We start from the raw sequence: 18,688 nt of genomic DNA, 5'->3' as shown, positions 1-18,688 counted from the left end.
CCTCATCCAAGCCGCTACCGGCAACCCCTGGATCCCCGCCACCGCCTGACCACAGCCACCACCGGGCTCCGCCGTGCGATTCCCACACACCCAAAGTCAGGCACCTATCCAGTTACGCCACCGAATGATCAACAAGAACGAGACCGACGGCGAGCGCGCGCAAGCCATCCAATTGTGCAATCCGGTGCCTACGGTTGACCGTCCCCCAGGCGTACATTTACTCGCCGCAGATTAAATGGGGAACCGGTGATCACACACCCGCCGCGGAGTCAGGCAGGAATGTCTGTTCGTATGCTGTGCGGTGATCGGACCCGGCGCCCACCGGGCCCGATCACCGCGCAAATCGGTCAGCTCCCGAAGGCCTGGAATTCCGCCGCGCGTACGTTGAGCGCCTGCGCGCTCGCGGTGCCGCAGTCGGTGTTGGCCCGCGGGTCGGCGTCCTGCTCACCGGCGTAGTCGGGCCCGCCGGTGCACTGGTTGGTCAGCACCTCGAACCGCAGGTGCGTCGCGGTCGTCGGCCGGATGTCGAACGACCGCACGATCAGCTGGGGCGCCCGCGGCCGCGGCGCGACCGACGGGAAGGCGTCCGCCTTGCTGGTGTACACGACGCCGAAGTCGGCCGCGGAGGAGCAGGTCACCGTGGCCGACGCGGTGCACGCCGACACCCGGAACTGCCGCAGCGCCGAGAAGCGGCTCTGCGCCGCGCCGTCGGGGTCGGTGGCGATCTGCGGCCGCAGCATGGCGCTCACCTGCACCCGCCGGATCTTCTGCGCCCCGCCCGCGAGGTCGACGATCACCTGCTTGCCGGCCACCGGGCTCGCCAGCGACGCCCAGTTGGTCGCCTCGTCGTCGTCCACCAGCCGGGCCACGTTGACGCCGTCGCCGGTGGCGACCGCGCCCGCGTTGCCGGAGGCGAGGTTGTGCGGCATCCGCACGGTCAGCTTGGCCGGCTTGGCCCAGCGGAACGAGGTCGCCTTGACCCGCGCCTCGCCGTACCCGGGCGCCTGCGCGATGAACGTGTACGTCCCCGGGATCAGGCTCACCGTGTCGGGCAGCGCCGTCGCCGGGTCGGTGTCGGCCACCGCCACGGCCCGCGCCTGGTAGTCGCCGACGAACAGCTTCGCGTTCGGCACCGCCTCGCCGTGCTCGTCCACCGGCCGGAAGGTCACGGTGGCCTCGGAGGCGTACGGCGACGCAAAGCTCGGCGTCGGGTTCACGTCCCCGGCGCCGGCGCTGGCCGCGCCCTCGCCCAGGCCGCGCTTCGCGAACGCGTTCCACAGCAGGGCCTGGTTGGCCCCGCCGAACCGGAGGAGGTCGGCGCCGAGCATCGCGTCCCGCGCGTCCACCATGCTGTTCGCGCTGTTGGCCATCAGCAGGAACGAGTCGAACGCCAGCTGCACCCAGCGCCGGTTGCCCGGGCAGGACGTCACCGGCGTGCGCCCGGCCGCGCACGACTTCTGCAGCGACGGCGTGCCCGCGCCGTACTTCTTGATCATCGCGGCCCGGATGTCGAAGTTGGTGGCCGTCCACACCTCGCCCGAGGCGTGCACCTGCAGGCCGACGAAGTCGTAGTCGATGCTGCTGTAGTTGAGCGGGCTCTGGCTCATGTTGTAGTTGCGGATCCCGGCGATCGGGTCGGACGTCACGTACTGGCCGACCGTGTACGCGCGGATGCCGTGCGGCGCGTAGCCGTTCTCGTTGAGGTACTCCATCGCCAGCTGGTCCGACCAGCTCTCGCTCATGCCCTGCGGAGTGCTGACGCCCGCGTCCGGCCCGGCCACCATGCGGTTGGTGATGGCGTGCGTGTACTCGTGGCCGATGACGGACATGTCGTAGTCACCGTCGACGCACGGCGCGTAGAACGAGCCGGCGATCGGCTGCCACAGGTACATGTTGGTGATCGGCGCCTGGCCGTCCGGCGGGGTGATCTGGTTGGCGTTGTCGCGCGCCGCGAAGTCCGGCGGCCCGCCGCTGATCCCACCGGCCTGGGCGTTGCCCTGCTCCAGGTCGTTGCCGAGCCCACCGCGGGCGAAGTTGTCGTCCTGCATGTTCCAGGTCTTCTCGGTGAAGCCGAGCTGATAGGCCCAGTCGTGCATGCGGTTGTGCATGGCGAACAGGTTGCCCCGGGCCGCGTCGATGTCGTTGCGCTGCGCGCTCTCGAAGACCGCCGGCGAGCACTGCTCCTTGTACCACTGGTTGGTCCACCGGTAGTCGTAGTCACGATTCGGCTTCGCCGTCGCCGTCTCGGTGCCCACCGTGAAGGGGTCGTTCGAGTTCCAATTGTGTACGGCGACCGCGTTGTTCCCGAGAGTCGTGTTCGTCGGCGCGCCGTCGAGCACATCCCAGGCGTTCGGCGAGGAAGCCGTCCCGATGACGTAGTCACATCCGCGCTGCGGGGCGAAGCACCAGGTCTGCCGGGTGTCCCGCGACGAGTAGTCCACGGGCGGCGACGACGGGAACGCCTTCCACTCGGCGTTGTCGTGGTCGGAGTCGACGATGTCCTCGCGCAGCAGCACGCCGCCGTCGCGGGCGTCGACATAGGTCGTGTACGCGACCGGCTCGGCCCCGCCGAGGTCGGCGCCGAGCGTCACCTGGTACGCCGCGCGGGCGCCGCGATCCGCGGTGGGCACGGCGACGAGGCGGTTCGCCATGACCGTCGGGCTCGCTGTCCCCGCGTCGGCAGCCGCGATGCGCTGCGCGTCGGCGGCCGTGAGCGTGGCCGGCTCGGGTGCGGCCGCGTCCCGCGACAGCGACGAGCTCACGTACCAGACCTGCCCGTCGCGCACGCCCACGCTGAGCAGGCCGTCGTGCCCGGCGACCAGGTCGCCGAAGCGCTGCCGGAAGACCACGGCGGCGCCCGCGCCGAGCGGCGCGGAGGTGAGCAGGTCGAGTGAGTCGGCGCCGCGGTCGGTCAGGCCGAGCACCTCGCGGTTGGCGTCGACGTACGCGCGGGCCGCCGCGATCGGGTCGGACGGCAGCCCCGCCGCGAACGGCTTGGCGGCCGGTGTGAGCGTGGCCGGGGTTCCGAAGGTGTTCCAGCGGGCCTTCGCGCCCGCCGAGGCGGCCAGCGAGCGCTGCCGGTCGGTCGGGGCGATGCTTCCGCGGCGGTTGTCCTTGGTCTTGTCCAGGTGGTCGTCACCAGGCGTGCGGGCAGCTTCGGCACGGGCCGGCCCACCGGGCGCGGCCTGGCCGCCGGTCGGCAGGCCGACGACGACGAGCGCGGTGGCAAGAAGCATCGTGGCGGCTGCCGGTAACGCACGGGATGGTGTGCGCACGGTCCCTCCTAGGTCGAACGGTTATACCGGTCGCCTCGATCCGACCGCACTCGGCGTGCGTCAGGCATGGGCCGAACATCCAATTTAGAGAGTTGTCGATCTATCAATTTTACGAGCACGGCGGTTGGTACTCCACGTCGTGCCCGACGTAGGCGTCCCATTGCGTGGTCGTGATCGCGTCGCTGCCCAGCCGGCACAGCGTGCCGATCACCAGAGCCGGGTCGATCGACCACAGCTCGACGCTCACGCCCTTCTTCACGGCCAGGAACCGCCCGTCCGGGCTGAACGCCAGGACGTCGAGTCCCGAGCGGTCCGGAACGACCAGCGACGTCCGCACGCGCGGGAGCTCCGGTTTGCTGATGTCCCAGAGATCGACCTCGTCGGCGTCGTAGTCGCCGGGCAGGGCGAGCGTGCGGCCGTCGCTGCTGATCGCGATCATGGTGTTGCCGTTTCCCCCTTGGCCGAGGAAGACGCCCGGCTCGCCAGACAGGCCGTCGGGGGCGATGCCGAAGACCCGGACCTGCTGCGAACTGTCGCCGGCGATCAAGTGGGTGCCGTCCGGCGTGAACACGCCGGTGGTCAGCCCCGCATCGGTCGGGAACCGGAAGCCGCGCAGCGTTCGCGGACGGGCGGGATCGGTGAGGTCCCGCAAGATGATCTCGCTCCGAGTGAAGACGGCGATCAGCCGGCCCTTCGGCGCGAAAGCGAGATCCCAGCTGAGCGCCGGGAACGAGGAGAGCAGACGGGGCCGCGCCGGGTCGGCGACGTCGAAGATCTTCACCGAGGGCGCCGCGTCGTCGTGGGGCTTCGCCTCGTGGTCGGCTACGGCGAGCAGGCGCCCGTCGGCGGAGAAGGACAGCGCCGCGGCGCCGTAGTCGAGACCGGTGGTGATCTCCGCGAGCGGCGGGCCGTCCGGCGTGCTGGTCGAGAGCAGCACGACGTGCGGGCGCTGTTTCACGATCTTGGTGGCGGCGGCCACGGCTCCGTCGGGCCGGAACGCGAAGCCGGCGCCGGCCTCCTGTCCGTACCAGCCGTCCAGGGGGTCTGTCGTGGCGACGGCGCCGGCCAGCTCGGGGTGCCGGGGATCGGACACGTCGAGCAGCCTGGTGCCGTCCCGCCCGCTGGTCTCGGCCATCAACGGCGGCCCGGCCGGGTTGAACTGCACGCGGATCGAGAACCCGTTGGGCCCGCCGACGGTGGTCGCGACCGGGCCCGACCGGCCCGGATCGGTGACGTCCCAGACGAACACGCCGGCGGTGCCGGCCACCGCGACCGTCCGGAGGCCCGCAGCGTCCGGGCGGGCCAGCAGCGCCCCGGTCTGGAGGCTCGCGCCGGTGGTGGTCGGCATCCTGGCGGCGGGGACCAGCATCGACTGTCCGAGGGTCTCCTGGGTGTGGCTCGCTCCGCGGACCCAGGTCTGCACCGTGCCGAGATAGCAGGACGTGATCACGGCGTTGTCGAGCAGCAGGATCGCGTAGATGTGCCCGCAGCCGAGCTCGGCGGGCTGCTGGTAGACCGGGTGGGGGCGGCGGGGATCGGAGACGTCGTAGAGGGCCGGCAGCTCGTTCGTGGGCTTCGCGTTGATCGCCTTCTCGAGGGCGACGAAAGCCAGCCGCTTGCCGGTGGGGTCGAATGACACACGGTGCTGGATCATCCGGACTTCCGGTTCCAGCGGGTCGTTCGATCCGGTGAGCCGGGCTCGCGCCGCCGGCCGCGCGGGGTCGGTCAGATCCCAGAGGCGGACCGTGCCGTCAGCGCCGCTGCTGGCCATGAGGTGCCCGACCGGCGCGAACGTCACCGAGTCGACCCGTCCGCGGTGGCCCGTCAACGGCGGGAGCTCGCGCGGTGAGGCCGGATTCCCGGTGTCCCACAGACGGATCGTTCCGCCGGTGCCGGCGCCGGCGAGCAGCCGGCCGTCGGGGGCGAACGCCAGCGTGGTGATGCTCTTGGTGCCGGTCGGCAGCGCGCGCACCAACCGCGGCCGGCGAGGATCGCTGATGTCCCAGAGTCGCACTTCGGGCCGGGGCTGCTCGATCAGCTGGGTGCCGCCGAGGACGGGACTGCCGCCGTCGAGCGAGCCGGCCGCGGCGGCCAGCACCCGGCCGTCCGGCGACACGGTGACCGGGCCGGTGAACAGCGAGTCGATCCGGGACAGCAGCGTGCTGGTGGGCGCGTCCCACAGCACCAGCTCCTGGCCGGTAGCCAGGACAAGAACCTTGCCGGCGCTGTTCGAGGCCAGGTCGAAGGCCTTGTAGGTGCTCGCGAGCTGGCCGGGGACACCGGCGCTGTTCAACACCGCCTGCCCGCCCTCGGCGGGGTCGAGCCGGTAGGCCACGGCGGCCAGCTGCTTGGAGAGGCCGGGCTGGTCCTGGCGCAACCGTGAGGCCTCGTTGGTCAGCGCCCGGGCCAGCGCGCGGTTGCGCGACTCCAGGGCCAACTGCCGCTGGGCGACGGTCTCGCGCTGCGACCAGAGCGCGACCGCCGCGCCGGCGCCGGTCAGCACGAGCAGCACGACCAGCGCGGCGGTCACCGCGCGGCGCAGCCGGGTCGACCGCCGTTCGAGGCCCTCGGACACGGCGAGGAACTCGGCCGAGTCGGGTGGGAGGTCGTGCACGTGGGCGCCCTCGCGGGCGGTGGCGAGGCGGCTGCCGCGGTAGGCCTGGGCGGGGTCGCGGCCGGCGTCGATCCACGCCTCCGCGTCGGCGGCGAGGCGCTGGCTGGTGCGTAGCCAGTCGCGGTCCTCGTCGAGCCACTCGACCAGGCGTGGCCAGGCCCGCAGCAGCGCCTCGTGGCTCAGCCGCACCGTGTCGCGGTCCTGGGTGAGCAGGCGGGCGGCGGTGAAGGCCTCCAACGCCTGCTCGTCGGCCTCGCCTTTGAGCAATTCGTCGCGCGCCGCAGGGCGTACGGTGTCGGGGGTGTTGTTGTCGCCGACCTGGACCAGACGGGGAAGCATGCGCCGCAGCGCCTCGCGCGACCCCACGCCCAGCCCTTCGTAGACCTCCTCGGCGCTGGTCGCCACGGCCCGCTCGACCCCGCCCGCCGCGCGATAGCCGCCGACCGTGAGCCGGTTGCCCTCGCGATTGCGCCACGTCGCCCAGAGCGTGTGGGAGAGCAGCGGCAGGCGGTCGCCGGCGCCGAGCTCGAGCAGGATGACGTCGGCGAGGCCGCCCTCCAGCCGCAGGCCCCCTACCTGGGCCGGGCCCTCGATCGCCGCGCGCAGCTCGTCGGGCGTCATCGCAGTTACCAGGAACTGATGCTCCAGCGCCGCGCGCAGCTCGGGATGCTCCGCCGCCTGTGCGTAGAAGTCGGCGCGCAGGGCGAGCACGACCAGGTGGTTCGCGGCCAGGCCGGTCAGCGCGGTCAGGAACTCGGTGCGCTCGGCGGCCGACGGGCAGAGCGTGAACAACTGCTCGAGCTGGTCGACCACCACGACCGTGCGGCGGTCGCTCGCGCCGGCCTTGCGCAGCCGCGCGTTCGGCTGGTCGCCCGGGGTCATCGCCACCACCGGCCATCGGGCCGAGCCCGGCAGGCCGCCGCCGGCCAGCGAGGCCACCAGGCCGGCCTGCACGAGCGAGGACTTGCCGGAGCCGGAGGCGCCCACCACGAGCAGCGGCCGGCCCGCCGCGGCTGCTTCGCCGGCCTGCGTCAGCAGCCGCTCGGTGAGATCGGAGCGTCCGAAGTAGACCTGGGCGTCCTGCGGGCCGAACGAGGTGAGGCCGAGGTAGGGGCAGATGCCCTCGGCCGGGGGCTCGGGCTCGGTCGTCGCCGGCGCCGCCCGGTTGACCGCGAGCACGAGCGAGCCCGCCGTGTCGCCGCTCTGCCGCCGGGGTAGCGGAGCGCCCGCGGCCTGCAGGCGGCTCACCAGCCGGTCGGCGACGACGTCGAGGGTCAGCAGCCGGCCCGCCCGGCCGTCGCCCTCGGCCAGCAGTGTGACCAGCGCGCCGGTGAACGTGGTGAGCTCGGCGCCGGCGGGCGCGTCGGCGAGGTTCTCGGCGGAGGCGAGCACGTAGGCGCCGCGGACCGGCGGCGGGGTGAAGCCCGTGGCCGCTGTGGGGGTCATCTGTGCCCGCCCCGAGAAGCAGCAGTCGAGGATCAGCACGACCGCGGCCGCCGGCGAATCGATGAGCGCCTGGCGCAGCGCCGAGAAGGCGAGCGCCTGATGGCCGCTCAGCCCGGGCTTGAGCGTGTCGGTGGCCACCGCGGCCAGGTGGAGCTCGCCGGCCGCGTCGAGCAGGCCGTGGCCGACGAAGTACACCAGCAGCACCGACTCGGCGCCGGCCGCGGCCTCGGCGACCGCCTCGGCCATGTCGATCGCCCGGGGCGGGTCGATCAGCACGCGAACGTTGCCGGCCGCCGCCCCGCAGAACTCGGTGAGCGCCTCGGCGACCGCGTGGGCGCTGCGGGCCGCCGCGGGCACCGGCGGCAGGACCGGGCCGGTGTGCGTCGCGGTGCCGATGACCAGCGCGCGGACGCCGGGGCCGGCGAGGTCGGTCACGGCGGGTCGATCTCGCCGGCGAGCCGTTCCATCTCGGCGCGCAGGGCGGCCATGTCGACGCCCTTCACCCGGGACGCGGTGATCTCGAAGGAGCTGCCGTCGGGGCGCTCGACCTTGACCGTGACGTCGGCGCGCTGCTGGCGCAGCCAGGTGACCAGCACCGTGACCAGCGCCGCCGCCGCGCCGCCGGGGCCGACGGCGACGACCAGCGCCTCCAGCATCGGGCCCAGCGTGCCGTCGGCCGGGGGGCTTTCCCGGGTCGTGACCCGGCCGCGCAGGGCGGGCTCGTCGACGAGCCACGAACGCAGTCCCCGCAACGTGTCCGCGTCGCCCACCGTGATCGAGACGTCCACGCGTCGAACTCTAGTCGTATCGATCCACATAGGGGGTAACGGGATCCGGCTGGGTGGCACAGGAACGGCGGCCCGGGACTGGGTTCCCGGGCCGCCGGCACGCCGCCGACCGCGAGGAGTGAGACGTCGGCGTGTGTGGCCGCCCGGGTTCTGGGGGCCCGGGCGGCCGGGAGAGCTAGGGCGTCCAGGGGGCCATGGACACCCAGCTCACGTCGTCGGACCAAGAGGTGGCGGAGTTGTAGGTCGAGCCGCCGTTGGCCGCGATGTACAGGCTGTTGTTGTAGTGGCGCAGGTAGCGCAGCGAGAAGTTGTACGACATGTACGAGTTGCCCTGCCCGTTGACGCCGGCCTGCGGGCAGAACGTCGCGTCGTTCGCGAACAGCGCGCTGCCGTCGTTGGCGTTCAGGTAGAGCTGGTAGTTCGAGTGGCGCAGGTAGCTGCCGGAGGTGTTGCGCGACTCGAACGAGACGCAGGCGCTGTTGGCCAGGCCGGACCGCACGTACCAGGTGGCGTTCGCCTTGTCGGTCGCCGCGCTCGACGAGGAGACCACGGCGGTGGAGACGGTCGTGCCGGAATGCGTGAGGTAGCGGGTGGTGCAGCAGGCCGTGGTGGCGCGCAGCGAGACGGCCGAGCCGACGGCGGGGCCGGGGCGGGCGACGGTCGCGTACCCGGCGGCGGCGATGTTGGCCTGGACCGAGTTCTCGGTGGCGTCGGATGGGTAGCCCGAGGTCATCACGCCCTCGTAGAACGTGCCGGCGGCGCTGACGCTGTTGTCGCCGCCGATGCCCAGGATGATCGCGCCCTCCTTCTTCATCGGGTTGTAGCCCGAGACGTTGGGCCGCACGCCGTTGTAGTAGGTGGACAGGCCGCCGGACTGCGCGTTGCCGGCCCGGATCGACCAGTGGTTGGGCTCGCCCTTCACGATCGCGGTGAGGAACCGGTGGCTCACCGACGGGTTGCCCGAGTTGAGGCCGGCGTTGACCCCGGAGAACAGGCCGTTCTCCAGGTCGGCCATCACCCACGGCCCGTTGCCGGAGCCGTAGCCCCAGCCCTTGCTGTTGCCGAAGTAGATGGCTTCCATGTGGCCGTTGCCGGTGTCGAGGCTGCTGGTCTCGGCGTTGCCGTAGTCGAAGCAACAGCCGCCGTTGTAATGCGTGCCGTCGAAGATCGAGTACATGCCCTCGGGCTGGTCGCCGGTGGCGATGCCGTTGGTGGAGTTGTCGCGGTAGCCGGTGCCCGGCGAGACGAAGACGCCGTACACCTTGTGGCCGCCGATCGTGACCGGCGCCGCGACCGCGTTCGCGAGGTTGTCGTAGCCGCCCGCGGCCGGGCCCTGGAACCCGCCGGGCGGCGCCTGGGTGAGGTGGTTACCCCGTCCGGACTGGTCGTAGATGATCGTGATGACGCAGGAGGTGCCCGCGCAGAACGAATCCTGCGCGGCGGCGTTCGCGACCCCGCCGGCCGCCAGCGGCGCGATGTTCAGGGTGGCGTTGTCGGAGGTCCGGCGCACCTGGTAGAGCGAGCCGGTGTAGGTGCCGTAGAGGGCGCGGGTGGTGCTGTGCGCGGCGACGCAGGGGGTGCCGCCGGTGGCGTAGATGTCGCAGGGCTGGGCGATGGCGGCCTGCGCCGGGGTGGCGCCGGTGAACAGCGCCGCCAGCAGGACGCCGGCGGCGGCGACCGGGAGCAGGGCTCTGCGCGTACGGGATCGTGCCATTGCTACCTCTTCCGTGGCGTGGGGATACGGCTCGGCCGGACCGGCGTCGCGAGAGGGAGGAGCGACGGCGTCGGTCCGAGTGAGGCAGGGGGGAGCCTGACGCGGACGGTTTGTGAACGTTAACATACGTCGTCACATCCACGGCCAGCAATGGCTAGTTGAAGGGTGGGCGGTTCACGCCATAGAGGGCGTGGATCTGGGAGGAGCGGATCTCGATGCGCCAGATCGTGCAGGCGCCGACGGCGAGGACGGCGGCGGCGCCCGCCAGGCCCCAGAAGAGCTGGTGGGCCGGGTCGATCGCGGCCAGCCCGGCGCAGGCGCCGACCGTGAACCCTCCGGCGACTACGCAGAGTCCCAACTCGTGCTGCATCTCGAGGAACCGTTTGTGAGCCTTGCGAACCTTGCCGAAATGCGAGGGCGGCGCCCATTTCGTGGTGATCCACAAACCGATCGCCACGAAGAGCCACAGTGCCGCGAGCCAGGCGTTCCACACCGCCGCGTTGCCGAGAAAGAAGGCCGGCGGTATCTCGAGGCCGGCGATCGCGAACGGCAGGAAACAGTCGACGAACGAGGGCGCCCAGCGGAGCAGGATGCTCATCGTGAGGTAGTAGTAGAAAACGACGACGAAAACGAGCATCAGGGTGATGCTCTGCACTATGACGAGCCCGGACGGCTTCGGGAACGTGTTCTGCGCCAGCAGCGCCAGCGCAACGCCCTGGATGATGCTGATGATGGTGATGAAGCCGTTCGGCGAGACTTCTAGCGAGCGGTGAACGAGAACGTTGTGGGTCAGGGATTGAATGGCCTCCCCGCGCCCCGCATCCAATACCTCTTCTTTGTATTGGACTTCGCGCAGGTGCGTACTTGTTGGCGAGTCGACCTCGTGGTAAGCGCGCGGATTCGCCCGATGCCTGGGCCGGGGAGAGATGAACTCGCGTGATTCGATTGCCACGCACACATGATGTACCCGCGGTCAATACCATTGTGTCGATCAAGCGCGAACCTTTAGTAATCCTTAAGTAAGCCGCGTTCGCGCAGGTGGCGGGCCCTTTTTGTAGTGCCAATAGGGCGACCTGACTAGCCATCCGGTGAGGTGGGGAAACCGCAGCTCATCGGGGAAACGGCGGCGGCCCGTATTCCGGCGGTGACAGGTGGTCGCCGGAAACGGACCGTAATCGCGTAGCGCTGAGCGTGCAAAGGGGCAAAAACGCCTAACTGTCGCAAGCGACGCCGTCGCCGTCGCGATCCAGGTCGTAGATGTCGCTGCCCACGACCGTGACGGGGCCGTCGACGTAGGCGGGGCCGTTCCCGCTGCCGCCGGCGCAGTCGACGTCGGAGGCGATCGGCACGCACGGCGTGTAGTTGGGATCGCAGCCGTTCGACGCGGCCTTGGTGCCGACCGCGACCACCTTGGTCACCGGCTTCCTGGTGACCGCGTCGCTGATCAGCTTGCGGCCGGTCTGTTTGCCGTCGGTGAGGGTGACCTCGTAGGTCTGCGTGCGCACGCCGGCCACGCCCTTGGTCGTCACCTTCGTCTTGCCCTCGGCGAGGGTGTCGTCCTCGACCTTCTTCGTCGAGAACGCGATCGACTTGGTGACCTTGACCGTCTTCTTGGTGACGGCCGGCGCCGTCGTTCCCGTGGGGGCCGGCGCGGATTCACCCGACCCGGTGGCGGCCGGGCCGGCGGTGACGGACTCCGTGGTGGGCGCGCCGGCCAACTGCTCGGCCGCGACGTCGGCGTCGTCCTCGGCCCCCGCCTCGGCGGCCGCGGGCGTCTCGACGATGACCGGCTTCGTGTCACCGGTCAGCGCGCCGATCACCGTCAACCCGCCGCAGCACGGCAGCACGAAGGCGGCCGCGATGAGGCCGACCCGCTGGATCGGCGAAAGGCGGGCCCAGAAACCGGGCCGTTGCGGAGGCGGTCCCCAGAGGGGAGTCTGACTCGTCACCGCGCCAGTGTGGTTTCCGCACGTGGACAGCAGAACCGCCGTTCGGCCGACCACCCCTCCCTCGAAAGATGCGAAACGCGAACACTTCTTACGCGTAATTGCGGAGCAGGCGGAGCGCGCTCTCGGCGTGCGGTCCTTGGGCCCGCAGCCCGGAATCCGCCGGCGCGAGACGGCGCGCGCCCACCCGGCAGAACGCGCCGGCGCTGCCGGTGATCGACGACGGGGCCGCGGGGTCGCCGAACCGCCACACCGAGCTGTCCGGCGCGGCCAGCTCCGCGAACACCTCGCCCGCCGGCTCGCCGGCCAGGCCGAACGCGTACGGCAGAGTGCTGTGCCCGAGCCAGGCGATGTGCCGCAGGCGCATGGTGTCGGGGTAGTCGAGGCCGAACGGTGTGGCGACGTCGAGCGCGTGCGCCCAGTGCTCGGCCAGCCGGGTCGTCGCGAGCGTGCGCGGCTTCAACGGCGTGGCCACCCACTGCACCGGCCGCTGCGGATCGGCGCCGCGCAGCGCGGCGACCGAGGCCCGGCGCGCGGCCCGCCAGCGCTCGAAGATCTCCGCGGGCGTGGCCGGCTGGCTGCGCACCAACGCGTCCATCACCTCGTCGACGCTGCCGCCCTGCGCCGGCAGTTCGAGGGAGACGCCGGACAGAGCGGCCGGCACCATCTCCTCGGACTGGGCCAGGTGCAGCACCACGTCGGCCACGGTCCAGCCGGCGGCGGCCGACGGCGACACCCAGTCGGCGGGGGAGAGCTTCCTGAGCAGGGCCTCGAGCTGGTCCTGCTCGGCCTCGAGATCGTCCACGACGTCCGGCGAAGTCATGCGACCATACTGCGCCGGGAACCCCGGCCGGCGGAACCGCGCGACCCCGCTGCGCGGCGTGGTGGTCCCGGTCGCGGCGGGCACGTCGAAGCTCACGCCGTTCCTGATCACTACCGGCTGATAACGTCCCGATCATGACGTTCGCGCGGACCGTTGCCGGCTTTCTCGACCGGCATCTGTGATCGCGCGCCTGTTCACCGAGATCTTCGCGCCGGCGGTGCTGGCCGCGGTGATGCCGGTGGTGATCGGCGCACACGCCGGGGCGGCCGGGTGGGGGCTGCTGGCCGCCCTGTTCTGCGCCGCCATTCCGTACGCGATGATTTTGCGTGGTGTGCGCCGTGGCCGCTTGAGCGACCGGCACATCGGGGAGCGGTCGCAACGGACGGGACCGCTGGTGTTCGGGCTCGCGTCGGTGCTGGCCGGGCTCGGGCTGCTGGTGGCAGGCGGGGCGCCGCGGGAGCTGATCGCGCTGATCGTGGCGTCGTTCGCGGGCGGGGTCGTCGCCACCGGGATCAACCACTTCTGGAAGTCGAGCATCCACGCGGGAGTGGCGGCCGGGTCGGCCGTCGTGCTGGTGCTCGTCTTCGGGCCGCTCCTGCTGACCTCGGCGGCGGTGGTGGCGGCCGTGGGCTGGTCGCGGGTGCGGCTCGAGGATCACACGGTCGCGCAGGTCGTGGCGGGTGCGGCGATCGGCGCGGTCGTCGCGGGCGTTGTCTTCGGGCTGCTGCGATAGTCCGGGGATGGTCCGATCTGCTCGGGTCGCCGGTCCGCCGATGGGGCAGACCTATCGGGAGCGGCCGCCGGTCGCCGCGCTGGCCGGGTTCGTCTCCGCGACGTGGGTACAGCATGTGCTCCCCGGGGCGGCGCCGTACGCCCACCGCAGCGTCCCCAGCGGCGGTGTCGAGCTCCTGTGCCGGGTGGGCTCGGCGCCGCACATCGTCGGGCCGCTGACCGGGCCGCGCGTCGAGACGCTGGAACCCGGAAGCACCGTCGTCGGTCTTCGCTTGCGTCCCGGGGCGGCCGCGGCCCTGCTCGGCATGCCGGCGTCGGAGCTCGTGGATGAGACGGTGGACGCCGCGCAGGTGTGGGGGAACGCCGCGGTCCGGGCAAGCGCGCGCGAGGATCCCGATGACGCGCTGGCTGCCCTTCAGGACCTCGCGATCAAGCGGGCGGCCGCCGTGGACCCGCTCGTGATGGAGGCGGTGGGCCGGCTGATGCCCGGGCGGACGCCCGACCTCCGCTCGCTGTGGTCGTCGCTGAACATGCCCGAGCGCAGCTTCCGCCGCCTGTGCCGGTCCACGATCGGGGTGGGACCGAAGACGTTGCAGCGGATCCTGCGATTCCAGGGATTCCTCGCGCGCGCCCAGTACGCGCTGGCACGGGGGCACAGCCCGGCGGAGGCGGGCCTGGCCCGGCTGGCCGCCGACGCGGGCTACGCCGATCAGGCCCACCTGACCCGGGAGTGCGTGCGGCTGACCGGTGACACGCCGCGGGTGTTCCTCGGCGACGTGGAGCGGTCCTGCGGATGCGGGCACGACCACGCGGTGTCGATGGCCGTTCTGTTCAAGAAAGGCGCGCACGGCCGGCCGTAACGTCGGCGCATGGCAGTCGATTGGGACACATTGCCGGGCGAGGTCGTGCTTCCCGGCACGCCCGGCTACGAGCTCGCGCGCAAGCCCGCCGCCCCGCTCCTGCCCGACCGGCGGCCGCTGGCGGTGGTGCGCTGTGCCTCCGCCGGTGACGTCGCCGAGGTCGTCGCCCTGGCGCGACGGCACGGGCTGGTCTGCGCGGCCCGCAGCGGCGGGCACTGTTTCGCGGGGCGGTCGTCCACCGACGGGATCGTCATCGACGTGTCGCCGATGCGGATGGTGTCGGTCTCCGGCGACGCGGTGACCGTGGGGGCCGGCGCCCGGCTCGGCGAGATCTACGGGTCGCTGGCCGAGCACGCCCTGACGGTGCCCGCCGGGTGTGGCCCGACGGTCGGCATCGCCGGCCTCACCCTCGGCGGCGGGCTCGGGATCCTGGGCCGTAGCCGAGGCCTGACCTGCGACAACCTGCTCTCCGCGAGCGTGGTGCTGGCCGACGGCCGCACGGTCGACTGCGACGAGCACCACGACGCCGGCCTGTTCTGGGCGCTGCGGGGCGCCGGCGGCGGTCAGTTCGGCGTGGTGACGTCGCTGACGTTCCGGGCCGTTCCCGCGCCGCCGGCCACGAGCTTCCGTCTCACCTGGCGGCCCGCCGACGCGGCCCGGGTGATCGGTGCCTGGCAGGCCTGGGCGCCGGCCGGGCCCGACGAGCTGGCCGCCAGCCTGCTGCTCACCGTCGACGGTGACGTCGAGCGGCCGCCGATGCTCACCCTGTCCGGGGCGATGCTCGGCGCCGAGCCGGCCACCGTGGAGCTGCTCGGCTCGTTCGCCGCGATGGCCGGCGCCGAGCCGTTGTCCGCGGTCACCCGGCACCTGCCGTTCCACGAGGCGAAACGGCGCCTGGCCGCCGAGGGGCCGCCGTGGCCCGGTTACACGTTCAGCAAGTCCGAGTTCTTCAACCGGGAGCTGCCCGAGGAGGCGATCGCGGCCCTGGTGGCCCACGTCGTCGGCGAGCGGGCGCCGGGGCAGGCCCGGGAGCTGGACTTCACGCCGTGGGGCGGCGCCTACAACCGCGTCCCGGTCCACGCGACGGCGTTCGCCCACCGCGAGGCGATCTTCCTGCTCAAGCACTCGGCCGCGGCGGGCCTCGACGCGCCGGCCGGCGCGCGGGACGCGGCCCGGGACTGGCTGGGCCGCTCGCACGCGTCGGTGCGCCGGTGGGGGTCGGGCGGCGTCTACCCGAACTTTCCGGATCCCGACCTGACGGATTGGCCGCGCGCCTACCACGGCGCGAACTACGGCCGCCTGCGACGCGTCAAGGCGCAGTACGACCCGGACGGCTTCTTCCGGTTCCACCAGGCGATTCCGCCGTCGAACCCCTGACACCGTGCCGAAGACCACCACAACCGCCTACCCTCGTCGCATGGCAGCGGATCATCGCTCGTCCCGGCCGGTGGGTTTCGCCGTTGTGGCGGCCGTCTATGTCGCGGCCGGGCTTGCGGCGTGGGCCGTCGCCGCCGCCATGCCGGGAGCGCACCCCCTGGCGGTCACGCTCGTCGCCGACCTGGCCGCGACCGTCGTCGTGTTCGCGGCCAGCGTGGTGGTCCGGAACGCGAGCCTGTACGACCCGTACTGGAGTGTCGCGCCGTCGGTGATCGTCATGGCGTGGTTGTGGTGGCGCGCCGGTGGCGAAATAGCCGCCGTCACCGAGCGGCAGCTCACGGTGCTGGTGCTCGTGCTGGCCTGGGCGGTGCGGCTGACCGTCAACTGGGCTTCGTCGTGGCGGGGCCTCGGCCACGAGGACTGGCGCTACGTGCAACTGCGCGAGCAGCGCCCGTCCTGGCTGCCGTTCTGGGTGGTCAACCTCGTCGGCATCCAGGCGATGCCCACGCTGGTCGTCTTCGCTGGACTGCTCTCCGCCTGGCCCGCGGTGACCGTGCTCGACCGGCCGCTGGGCTGGCTCGATGTCGTCGCCGCGCTGGTGGTGGTCCTGGCCGCGGGTACCGAGGCGGTCGCCGATCGGCAGCTGCGGTCGTTCGCCCGTGATCCCGCCAACCGCGGCCGCATCTTCGAGCAGGGTCTGTGGCGGTTCTCACGGCACCCCAACTATCTGGGCGAGATCGCCTTCTGGTGGGGGTTGTGGCTGTTCGGCTTGGCCGCGGCGCCCGGCTGGTGGTGGACGGTCCTCGGCCCGGTCGCGATGGTGCTGCTGTTCGTGTTCGTGAGCGTGCCGCTGATGGACCGCCGATCGGTTCAGCGCCGCCCGGCGTACGCCGATCACATGCGCCGCGTGCCGGCGCTGCTGCCGCTGCGTCTCCGCCGCGGGGTTTGAGACTTCGGCCCGGCGTCCCCTTGGCCGCGCTCGGCTTCGTTCTCTTCGAGCTCGCCGGCTTCCGCTGACCCCGGCGTAGCCTCTTCCGAGGAAACGCCAAGCAGGGGCTCCGGGGGACATGAACGCGCGATTCGATGATCTGGTGTCGGGGCGGGCGGTGGCCTGCCCGCCGCCGTACCGCGTGCTCGTGGCCTCTCACCCCGACGAGGTGGCGCCGGTGCTGGCGGAGGTGGAGGCGTCCGGCTCGTGGGCGTACGGGTTCGTCTCCTACGAGGCGGCGCCGGGGCTGGACTCGCGGCTTCCGGCCTATCCGCGGGGCGCGGGTGAGCCGCCGCTGGCCTGGTTCGGGCTCTGCGAGGAGCCGGTTCCGGTTCCGGTGATCGCGCCGTCGCGCCCGGCGAAGGTGCGATGGGCGCTGGACTGGAGCGAAGAGGAGCATCGGCGGGCGGTCGAGGCGGTGCGCAAGCACATCGAGGCGGGCGAGACTTATCAGTGCAACCTCACGGGCCGGCTGCGCGCGGCCTTCGGCGGCGACCCGCTCGAGCTTTATGCGAATCTCGCGGCAGTGCAGGGTGGCGCCTTCAACGCGTACGCGGAAATGGGTCCCTTTGTGGTGGCGAGCGCCAGCCCGGAGCTGTTTTTCGAATGGGCCGGCGACCGGGTGCGAACGCGCCCGATGAAGGGGACCGCAGCGCGCGCCCCGGAGAACGACGAACAGGTCGCGCGGCAGCTTCGGGCAAGCCCCAAGGAGCAGGCCGAGAACCTCATGATTGTCGACCTGCTGCGCAATGATCTGGCCAAGATCGCGGTCACCGGAAGCGTCGAGGTGACGGAGCTGTTCGCGCTGGAACGCTATCCGACGGTATGGCAGCTGACCTCCGAGGTGGTGGCGGGACTCAAGGAAGGCAGCGGGCTCGTCGACATCTTTCGCGCGCTGTTCCCGTGCGGCTCGGTGACCGGGGCGCCCAAGCAGCGCAGCATGGAAATCATCCGCGATCTCGAGTGCGGGCCGCGTGGCGTGTATTGCGGCGCGGTCGGGCTGATCGGGCCGCGGGAAGCGCCGGTGCGGGCGCGTTTCAACGTCGCGATCCGCACCGCCGTCATCGACCGGCGCACCTCGACCGCCGTCTATGGGGCCGGCGGCGGGATCACGTGGGGCTCGGATCCCGCGGCGGAATGGGCCGAACTGCTGATCAAGGCGTCGATCGCCGGGAGCCTGTGAGGGCGACCGATCGGGATATTTGCATGCGTTCGCTAGACACGTCCGCATGCGCAGACTACTGGGGTCAACGCTTCTGGTCATGGCAATGGTGGTGGGCGCGGCGGGACACGCGACCGCCGCGCCGCCGCAGAAGCCGCCGGGAACCGACGGCGGTGGATGGTCCGTCGAGGACGGACGGCTCGTGTGGCGGGCCGGAACAAAGGTGCCGATGGGGGACGCCGCCGTCGAATTCTGGGCGGGGGACAAGCTTCTGGGGCGTCCACGGCCGGCGGCCGACGGGAAGAGCTTCAGCCTCGAGCTCGGGCAGGTGAAGAGCCTCAGCGAGCTCTCCGTCCGAGCCGGCGGCAAGCGGATCGACAAGGCGCCCGAGACACCGGCGCTGAGGAAGAGCGCCGTTTCTTCGGGGCCGGACACGCGGGCGGTCAATGCCGTCGATCCGGGGAAGCCGGGGCCGTACCGGTCGATCACCGGCGAATACGACCTGGCGCCGGTCAAGCTTCCGGACTTTCCGGAGAAGGTGGAGATGCGGGCCGTCGTGGTGGCGCCCGTCGGTGCGAAGGGGCCCCGGCCGCTCGCGCTTTTCCTGCATGGACGGCACACGGTCTGCTATCGCGGCGCCGACGAGGACGTGCCGCAGGAATGGCCGTGCCCGGAGGGCGCCGAGCCGATCCCCAGCTATCGCGGTTATCTGCAGGCGCAGCGGCTGCTGGCCTCGCAGGGGTACGTGACGGTTTCGATTTCGGCCAACGGCATCAACGGGCAGGACTGGGATTCCGAGGACGGCGGGGCACAGGCGCGGTCGTCGCTGGTGCGGCTTCATTTGGCCCGATGGGCCGATTGGGCCGGGTATCCAGTCCCATGACATCTGTCAGTGTTGAAGTCCCGATACATGTGTCACTTCGCCGGGATCTTGGACGTGCTTATCCGTGCTGCCAGGTATGG

The 18,688-nt window shown here is 71.7% G+C and carries 14 protein-coding genes; 7 read left to right on the top strand and 7 right to left on the bottom strand.

Annotated features, from left to right (window positions below; translation table 11 throughout):
* Positions 1–347 precede the first annotated feature (347 nt).
* The 7 genes from ACIA5D_RS50510 to ACIA5D_RS50480 all read right to left on the bottom strand — a co-directional run bounded on the left by ACIA5D_RS50510 (position 348) and on the right by ACIA5D_RS50480 (position 12,606).
* Positions 348–3,275 (bottom strand): M36 family metallopeptidase, encoded by a 2,928-nt coding sequence (locus tag ACIA5D_RS50510; RefSeq protein ID WP_396037900.1) that lies wholly within the window; start codon positions 3,273–3,275, stop codon positions 348–350.
* A gap of 109 nt (positions 3,276–3,384) precedes the next feature.
* Positions 3,385–7,770 carry a caspase family protein gene (locus ACIA5D_RS50505; protein WP_396037899.1) on the bottom strand — a complete coding sequence of 1,462 codons (4,386 nt, stop codon included), beginning with the start codon at positions 7,768–7,770 and terminating at the stop codon, positions 3,385–3,387.
* Positions 7,767–8,123, bottom strand: a complete 357-nt coding sequence (locus ACIA5D_RS50500; RefSeq protein ID WP_396037898.1) for a hypothetical protein — start codon at positions 8,121–8,123, stop codon at positions 7,767–7,769. The genes ACIA5D_RS50505 and ACIA5D_RS50500 overlap by 4 nt, the downstream gene beginning before the upstream one ends.
* Positions 8,124–8,298: 175 nt before the next feature.
* On the bottom strand, positions 8,299–9,837 hold the full coding sequence (locus ACIA5D_RS50495) for an alpha-L-arabinofuranosidase B (RefSeq protein WP_396037897.1): 1,539 nt from the start codon (positions 9,835–9,837) through the stop codon (positions 8,299–8,301).
* A 154-nt stretch (positions 9,838–9,991) separates the two neighbouring features.
* Positions 9,992–10,789 (bottom strand): hypothetical protein, encoded by a 798-nt coding sequence (locus ACIA5D_RS50490; protein ID WP_396037896.1) that lies wholly within the window; start codon positions 10,787–10,789, stop codon positions 9,992–9,994.
* 259 nt (positions 10,790–11,048) lie between these two features.
* Positions 11,049–11,786: a G5 domain-containing protein gene (locus ACIA5D_RS50485; RefSeq protein ID WP_396037895.1), complete on the bottom strand. Its 738-nt coding sequence runs from the start codon at positions 11,784–11,786 to the stop codon at positions 11,049–11,051.
* 88 nt (positions 11,787–11,874) lie between these two features.
* Positions 11,875–12,606, bottom strand: coding sequence for a maleylpyruvate isomerase family mycothiol-dependent enzyme (locus ACIA5D_RS50480; RefSeq protein WP_396037894.1), 732 nt, complete (start codon positions 12,604–12,606; stop codon positions 11,875–11,877).
* On the opposite strand from ACIA5D_RS50480, the gene ACIA5D_RS50475 reads away from it, so the two are divergent.
* From ACIA5D_RS50475 to ACIA5D_RS50445, 7 genes are all read left to right on the top strand, one after another.
* Positions 12,605–12,727, top strand: a complete 123-nt coding sequence (locus tag ACIA5D_RS50475) for a hypothetical protein (RefSeq protein WP_396037893.1) — start codon at positions 12,605–12,607, stop codon at positions 12,725–12,727. The genes ACIA5D_RS50480 and ACIA5D_RS50475 overlap by 2 nt on opposite strands.
* 60 nt (positions 12,728–12,787) lie before the next feature.
* Positions 12,788–13,339: a phosphoesterase PA-phosphatase gene (locus ACIA5D_RS50470; protein ID WP_396037901.1), complete on the top strand. Its 552-nt coding sequence runs from the start codon at positions 12,788–12,790 to the stop codon at positions 13,337–13,339.
* Positions 13,340–13,346: 7 nt separating this feature from the next.
* On the top strand, positions 13,347–14,198 hold the full coding sequence (locus tag ACIA5D_RS50465) for a DUF6597 domain-containing transcriptional factor (protein ID WP_396037892.1): 852 nt from the start codon (positions 13,347–13,349) through the stop codon (positions 14,196–14,198).
* Between the two features lie 9 nt (positions 14,199–14,207).
* The gene (locus ACIA5D_RS50460) at positions 14,208–15,575 is read left to right on the top strand and encodes an FAD-binding oxidoreductase (RefSeq protein WP_396037891.1); all 1,368 of its coding nucleotides are present in this window, start codon (positions 14,208–14,210) and stop codon (positions 15,573–15,575) included.
* 40 nt (positions 15,576–15,615) lie between these two features.
* Positions 15,616–16,524 carry a DUF1295 domain-containing protein gene (locus ACIA5D_RS50455; RefSeq protein ID WP_396037890.1) on the top strand — a complete coding sequence of 303 codons (909 nt, stop codon included), beginning with the start codon at positions 15,616–15,618 and terminating at the stop codon, positions 16,522–16,524.
* Between the two features lie 118 nt (positions 16,525–16,642).
* Positions 16,643–17,746 (top strand): aminodeoxychorismate synthase component I, encoded by a 1,104-nt coding sequence (gene pabB / locus ACIA5D_RS50450; protein WP_396037889.1) that lies wholly within the window; start codon positions 16,643–16,645, stop codon positions 17,744–17,746.
* Between the two features lie 79 nt (positions 17,747–17,825).
* On the top strand, positions 17,826–18,608 hold the full coding sequence (locus ACIA5D_RS50445; protein ID WP_396037888.1) for a hypothetical protein: 783 nt from the start codon (positions 17,826–17,828) through the stop codon (positions 18,606–18,608).
* Positions 18,609–18,688 lie beyond the last annotated feature (80 nt).

Origin of the sequence: Actinoplanes sp. NPDC051513, from assembly GCF_044454685.1 — a bacterium.
Taxonomy (GTDB): domain Bacteria; phylum Actinomycetota; class Actinomycetes; order Mycobacteriales; family Micromonosporaceae; genus Actinoplanes.
Note: the sequence above shows the minus strand (reverse complement) of the source record. Positions and strands in the feature narration are given on the sequence as shown.

Excerpts from the sequence above, each read along its gene's own strand:
- ACIA5D_RS50495 (WP_396037897.1), bottom strand. The coding sequence starts at position 9,837 with ATGGCACGATCCCGTACGCGCAGAGCCCTGCTCCCGGTCGCCGCCGCC.
- ACIA5D_RS50475 (WP_396037893.1), top strand. The coding sequence starts at position 12,605 with ATGCGACCATACTGCGCCGGGAACCCCGGCCGGCGGAACCGCGCGACC.
- ACIA5D_RS50480 (WP_396037894.1), bottom strand. The coding sequence starts at position 12,606 with ATGACTTCGCCGGACGTCGTGGACGATCTCGAGGCCGAGCAGGACCAG.
- ACIA5D_RS50465 (WP_396037892.1), top strand. The coding sequence starts at position 13,347 with ATGGTCCGATCTGCTCGGGTCGCCGGTCCGCCGATGGGGCAGACCTAT.
- ACIA5D_RS50460 (WP_396037891.1), top strand. The coding sequence starts at position 14,208 with ATGGCAGTCGATTGGGACACATTGCCGGGCGAGGTCGTGCTTCCCGGC.
- ACIA5D_RS50455 (WP_396037890.1), top strand. The coding sequence starts at position 15,616 with ATGGCAGCGGATCATCGCTCGTCCCGGCCGGTGGGTTTCGCCGTTGTG.
- pabB (WP_396037889.1), top strand. The coding sequence starts at position 16,643 with ATGAACGCGCGATTCGATGATCTGGTGTCGGGGCGGGCGGTGGCCTGC.
- ACIA5D_RS50445 (WP_396037888.1), top strand. The coding sequence starts at position 17,826 with ATGGCAATGGTGGTGGGCGCGGCGGGACACGCGACCGCCGCGCCGCCG.